The sequence below is a fragment of the Pseudacidovorax sp. DMC4 genome, assembly GCF_056314265.1.
Genome location: NZ_JBQUYR010000015.1, coordinates 24,855 through 31,586, shown reverse-complemented (window position 1 = coordinate 31,586; position 6,732 = coordinate 24,855). Strand labels below are relative to the sequence as shown.

General features: G+C 68.9%; 4 protein-coding genes. All 4 read left to right on the top strand.

The window, feature by feature from the left end; all coding sequences use genetic code 11:
• A partial coding sequence (locus ACT54X_RS23770) for an AAA family ATPase (RefSeq protein WP_476348966.1) occupies positions 1–1,297 on the top strand: 1,297 nt, incomplete at its 5' end.
• 16 nt (positions 1,298–1,313) lie between these two features.
• Entirely contained in the window at positions 1,314–2,309 is a 996-nt protein-coding gene (locus ACT54X_RS23765; protein ID WP_294377733.1) for a type III secretion system effector protein, read from the top strand.
• 186 nt (positions 2,310–2,495) lie between these two features.
• The gene (locus ACT54X_RS23760) at positions 2,496–3,806 is read left to right on the top strand and encodes a tetratricopeptide repeat protein (RefSeq protein WP_294377730.1); all 1,311 of its coding nucleotides are present in this window, start codon (positions 2,496–2,498) and stop codon (positions 3,804–3,806) included.
• Positions 3,807–3,825: 19 nt separating this feature from the next.
• Positions 3,826–6,717, top strand: a complete 2,892-nt coding sequence (locus tag ACT54X_RS23755) for a type VI secretion system tip protein TssI/VgrG (RefSeq protein ID WP_294377728.1) — start codon at positions 3,826–3,828, stop codon at positions 6,715–6,717.
• The last annotated feature ends 15 nt before the right edge of the window (positions 6,718–6,732 follow it).

Sequence of the window (6,732 nt, the reverse complement as noted above, 5' to 3'; positions counted from 1 at the left end):
GGTGGGCGGGTGGGCCGGTCGGCCTCGGCTCGCCCGGCCCTTGGCCCCCCGCTGCCCCCCCCCCCCCCCCCGGCCCCCCCCCGGGGGGCGGCGCCCCCCCCCCCCCCCCCCCCCGGCGGCCTCCGCCGAGGGCGCGCCCCCACCCCAACCCTCCCCCAGCGGGGGAGGGAGCGAAGACTCCGCCGCCGCTGGGGCAGTGGGCGACGACCGCGAGGCCATGCTGGTGCGACTGCGTGCGCTGCAGGCCGAACTCACGACGCTGCAGGGCGAGTCGCCGCTGATCCTGCCCACGGTGGACTACCAGGCCGTCGCCGCCGTGGTGGGCGACTGGACGGGCATTCCGGTCGGCCGCATGCAGCGCAACGAGATCGACACCGTGCTCAAGCTGCCCGTGCTGCTGGGCCAGCGCGTGATCGGCCAGGACCATGCGATGGAGATGATCGCCAAGCGCATCCAGACCAGCCGCGCGGGCCTGGACAACCCCAGCAAGCCCATCGGCGTGTTCATGCTGGCCGGCACCTCGGGCGTGGGCAAGACCGAGACCGCCCTGGCCCTGGCCGAGGCACTGTACGGCGGCGAGCAGAACCTCATCGTCATCAACATGAGCGAGTACCAGGAGGCGCACACCGTCAGTTCGCTCAAGGGCGCGCCCCCTGGCTACGTGGGCTACGGCGAAGGCGGCGTGCTGACCGAGGCCGTGCGCCGCAAGCCCTACAGCGTGGTGCTGCTGGACGAGGTGGAGAAGGCGCACAGCGACGTGCACGAGCTCTTCTTCCAGGTCTTCGACAAGGGCTTCATGGAAGACGGCGAAGGCCGCACCATCGACTTCAAGAACACGCTGATCCTGCTCACCACCAATGCCGGCACCGACCTGATCGCCAGCATGTGCCGCGACCCCGAGCTGATGCCCGATCCCGAGTCGATGGCCAAGGCCCTGCGCGAGCCGCTGCTCAAGGTCTTCCCGCCCGCGCTGCTGGGCCGGCTGGTGACCATTCCCTACTACCCGCTGTCGGACGAGATGCTGGGCAGCATCGTGCGGCTGCAGCTGGGCCGCATCAAGAAGCGCGTCGAGGCCCGCTACAAGATCCCGTTCGAAGTGGGCGACGACGTCGTCAAGCTGGTCGTCAGCCGCTGCACCGAGAGCGAATCGGGCGGCCGGATGATCGACGCCATCCTCACCAACACCATGCTGCCGGACATCAGCCGCGAGTTCCTCACGCGAATGATGGAAGGCAAGCCGATCGAGGGCGTGAGGGTGGGCGTGTCGGACGGCGGCTTCTCGTATCACTTCGCCTGAACGCAAAGGAGTACCCATGTCCGTTCACTACAGCAGTGGCATTCGCATCCAGAACAAGCGAATCGGCCACGGCGTCGAAACGCTGCCGCTCGCCAAGGCCACCGAGTTCATCGATGCGACGAAGACCGCCCTGGACGATCTGCGCAGGACGAAGACCGGCAACGAGCTGATCCAGGCCATCGACGCGAGTGGCCATCGGGTGGACATCTACCGGGGCTGGGACAAGGACACCGGCAACAGCCAAGGCGGCGACAGCGCGACGCCGGGCGTCGACATGTTCGTCGAACTGGGCACCCTGCACGCGAAGGGTGAAACCGAGTTGGCGGTGGTGCTGGGTCGCGCCTGCGCCGACATGAGCAAACGCTCGGGGCTCAAGAAATTCTTCGGTATCGGCAAGCCCGTGCCCCGGTTCCTCAGCATGGACGGCGTCTCCAAGCTGGTGGGCATCGGCCTGAAGGACCTGGAGGCGATGGCCTCGGGACGCACGGCCATCCCCGCCCACGTCGATGCAAAGCTCAGGGTGTACCTGTACGACTTCCTGACACCCGGGACGGGGGAGTCCTGCCGCGTGACCTTCAACCACAGGCGCGACAACCTCAGCGCCGAGCACAAGAAATATCTCCCGTCATCCCACACCTGGGCACATCGTCCCCCCGCCATCGGGCTGGGCCATGAACTCGTGCATGCCTGGCGTGTCGTCTCGGGGCGCGTGCTGTTCAAGTACGGATGGGAGGAGGAAGCGATGACCGTGGGTCTGCCGCCCTTCGGCAACATGAAGTTCAGCGAGAACCGCATCCGTGTCGAATGGGGCGGACTTGCCATCCGGCCCGACTACCAGAACATCCAGATGAAGACGGGCCTGGTCGACCCCCAACAGGCGGGCCTCAACCCGGCGAACAGGGCCTGGACGGGCAATCAGAAGTCGCTGCATGCCAACCAGAAGATGGCGCAGGCCATGGGGCAGCGGCGGGCGGCGATGGGTTACGACGACGAAGACGACGATGACTTCTGATTCGATCCCCGCTTCGCCCGAGTGGGCGGCTCGCGTCCCGGCCGCACAGCCATGAACCGCCCTCAAGGCATGCCCGGCAGCCGCCGCAGGGCACTCTCCGACGTCCGGCCGGTTCGCCCTGGCGGGCAGACTTCCATCGCGGCCGCGGCTGCGGTGGCGGGTCAGGGGGGGACCCTGGAGGTCGACATGACCCAGGCCCTGCATCTGGCCATCGGCATGCACCGCGAAGGCCGGCTGGACGCGGCCGAACGCATCTACAGGGCGTTGATCGACGGCGGCGAGGGCGACGCCAATGCCCTGCACTTCCTGGGCATGCTCCTGCATCAGAGAGGCCGCTCCGACGAAGCACTGGCCTTGATGGAACGCGCCATCGCCGCGGATCCGACGGTCGCCGACTGGCACAGCAACCTTGGCAACGTGCTGCTCGAAGCGGGGCGGCTGGACAAGGCGGCGCAGGCCTACGAGCGCGCCCTGGCACTCGCGCCGGAGCGCGCGGCCTTCCACAACAACCTGGGCGTGCTGCGGCGGGAGCAGGGCCGGCTGGACGAAGCCGAACAGGCCTATCGGCAGTCGATCGCGCTGGCCCCGGACTCCGTCGATGCCCGCACCAACTGCGCAAGCCTGCTGCTGGCGCTGGATCGCCACGAGGAAAGCCTGCGGATGTTCTGCGAGGCGTTGCTGCGCTCGCCCCGCCATGCCAAGGCCAAGCGTCTTCTGGGCATGGCCTTCTTCAGCGTGGGTCGGCTGGCCGAGGCGGCCGAGGTGTACCAGGGTTGGCTCAAGGACGAGCCCGACAACCCCGAGGCCGCCCATCACCTGGCGGCGTGCACGGGCACCCTCGTGCCCGAGCGTGCGGCCGACGGCTACGTCGAGTCGGTGTTTGACGGCTTTGCCAACAGCTTCGACGCCAAGCTGGCCATGCTGCACTACCGCGCCCCGGAGCTGGTGGCCGGCCAGGTCGCGTCCTGCCTGGGCGAGCCCCGTGCGTCCCTGGACATCCTCGACGCGGGCTGCGGCACCGGCCTGTGCGGGCCGTTGCTTGCACCCTTTGCTCGCCATCTGGAGGGCGTGGACCTGTCGGCCGGCATGCTGGCCAAGGCCGAGCCCAGGCAGGTCTACCACCGCCTTGTCAAGGCCGAACTCACCGCCTTCCTGCAGCAGAGCGAAGCGGCCAGCCGCGACCTGATCGTCTCGGCCGACACGCTGTGCTATTTCGGCCGACTGGCGCCTGTCTTCACGGCGGCGCACGACGTGCTGCGGCCGGGCGGCTGGCTCATCTTCACGCTGGAGGCTGTCGATCCCGATCTGCACGGGCAGCCTCTCTCGTCCGACGGCTTCATCCTCAACCCCCACGGCCGCTACAGCCACGACGGCGCAGCGGTGCGTGCCGACCTGGAGGCCGCCGGCCTGGAGCCCGTGGCCTTCGATTCCGTGCATCTGCGCAACGAGAACGCCCGGCCCGTGCAGGGCTGGCTCGTCGCCGCCCGCCGTCGTTGACCCACCCGACATCGCCACCATGGCCACACAGGAATTCCGCATCGAAAGCGAATCGCCCGTCAACGGCGAGCTCATGTTCTGGGGCATCGTCGGGCACGAGGGCCTGAGCCGCCCGGCCGCCTACGAGCTGTCGGTGCTCTCCAAGGCCAACGACCTGGACGCGCGCGATGTGCTGGGCCATGCCTTCGACGTGGTGGTGGAGTTCCTGGACCCGGGTGGCAACACGCACGAGCGGCATTGCCAGGGCCATGCGGTGCGCTTCGCGCGCCTGGGCGCGGTGGGGCGCTACTTCGAGTACCGCATCACCCTGCGCTCCTGGTTCTGGCTGCTGACCAAGCGGACCAACGCCCGCATCCACCAGGACAAGAGCGTGCTGGAGGTGATGGACGCGACCTTCGAGGACAGCGCCATCAAGCGCTTCAAGAAGACCAAGCCCAGCGGCGTGGTGGGCGAGCACAAGCCGCGCACCTACTGCGTGCAGTTCGAGGAGAGCGACTACGACTTCGTCTCGCGCCTGCTCGAGGACGAGGGCATCTACTACTGGTTCGATGCGCACGACGCGCCGGGCACCATGCTGCTGGCCGACGGCGCCGGCACGGCGCACGACAAGCTGCCGGTGGTGCACGAGCTGCCGATGGCCACCGGCGGTGGCGAGGAGCGGTTCGACGAGATCCTGCGCTGGTGCGATGCGCAGTCGCTCGGCAGCGGCCGCTATGCCTCGCGCGACAGCGACTTCAAGAAGATCCGCACCGTACTCAAGTCCGACGCCGACGCCTCGGGCGAGCATGAACTGAGCGACCTGGAGGTGTTCGAGTTTCCGGGCGGCTACTTCGAGAACGGCGCGCTCAACCTCAAGCTGGGCGCGCGCATCGACCAGATGGTCTCCGAGCGGCGGCAGCACTGGGCGCTGACGGCCTGGCCCGACGTGGCCGTGGGCCGCTGCTTCGACTTCAGCGGCGACCCGGACGGCACGCGCGACGGCGCCTACCTGATCGCCGGCTGCACGATGGTGCTGATGCACCCGGGCTACGAAGGCATGGACGCCGAGCCGCGCGAGGAGGCGGCGGGGCGCCTGCTGATGGCACTGCTGGCCGACGACGCCGTCAACGCCCAGGTGCTGGACGCGCTGGGCCGGCTGGTGGCCGAGGAGCCGCTGCTGCACACCGGCCGGCGTGGGGCGGGCCTGTTCCTGCTCACGGCCCTGCCCGCGGAGACCACCTTCAAGCCGCCGCGGCTCACGCCGCGCGTGCGCATGCCCGGGCCGCAGTCGGCCATCGTGGTGGGCGCGCAGGGCAAGGAGCACGACGTGGACGCCTTCGGCCGCGTCAAGGTGCACTTCCACTGGGACCGCTACGACGAGAGCAACGAGAAGTCCACCTGCTGGATCCGCGTGTCGCAGCCCTGGGCCGGCAAGGGCTGGGGCGGCTACTTCGCGCCGCGCATCGGGCAGGAGGTGGTGGTCGACTTCCTCAATGGCGACCCGGACCGGCCGCTGATCATGGGCCGCGTCTACAACGACGACCAGCCCATTCCCTATCCCAGCGCCACGCAGAGCGGCTTCAAGACGCGCTCCACGCCTGGCGGCGGCCCCTCGAACTACAACGAGATCATGTTCGAGGACAAGAAGGGCGCCGAGCTGGTGAACATCCATGCCGAGCGGAACATGTCGACCTCGGTGGAGGTGGACGATTCGGTGAGCGTGGGCCGCGACCAGAGCGAGACGGTGGACCGAGATCGCACGTCGAAGGTCGGCCGCAACGAGACCACGGTGGTGGTCGAGAAGCAGGAGAACACCGTCGGCCAGCGCCAGGTCAACACCATCGGCGGCGGCGGGCAGCTCACGCAGGTGGCGGGCTTCCAGGAGAACATCTACCACGCCGGCCAGAAGACCTCGGTCAAGGGCATGCAGGGCCTGATCGTCACGGCCAACCAGGACGTGGCCATCGGCGGCTTCCAGAAGACGGCCATCGGCGCCAACATGGACGTGGGCATCGCCGGCTTCCACACGGTGTCGGTGGGCTCGGACACGGCCTTCATCACCAACGGCAACACCAAGATCCAGTCCGGCGGCGACCACAACGACGTGACCAATGGCAAGCACGCCATCATGGCCAACGAGGTCAAGATCGTCAGCAACTCGAACGTGACGACGATGGCGGTGGCCAACATCGACGCGACCTCGGTGGGCTCCAACACCACGGTGCTGGGCGCCAACTCCAGCGGCTACATCGGCACCAACAGCGAGGCCAACATCGGCATCGCGCGCTCCACCTTCATGGGCATGAGCATGGAGAACGCGCTGGCGATGAGCATCTCGAACTTCGCGGGCATCCAGATGGAGAACGTGCTCGCAGTGAAGCTCGCGAACAGCGCCGGGCCCAACCTCACCACCGAGGCCCTGTGGGTGGACATCTCTCCCATGAAGATCCTGCAGGCGGGCGCGCCGAGCGCGGCAGCCGCCGCAGCCGCGTCGCAGGCCGGCGCCATCGTGGCGGCCGCGATGGGGGTTGGCGCGGTCATCCGCGGTGCGTTCGACGTGGCCGCCACGATCAAGCAGTACGTGGATGCGGCCAAGGCGCTGGAGGACGCCGCCAAGGAGGCGAAGGCCCAGGGCCTCACCGATCTGTCCGGCCGCCTGAACCGCATGGCGACGACGGCCCGGTTGCGCGCGGTCGAAGGCGGCGCAGCCGCCGTCAACCCCGGCGCGCTGGCCGTGGTCGTGGCGGGCGAGAGCGTCAACTCCGACGTGGGCATGGCCAAGACCGTGTGGGACACGGTGACCGGCGCCGAGGAGGCCGGCCCCGCCAGTGCAGGCCTGGACGGCCCGGCCAAGCCGGGCGTGCCGCCCATGCCCGACCTGCCGGCCATGCCCGAGATGCCCAAGCCCTACCAGCCGCCCGGGGGGCAGTGAGCACCGATGCAGGTC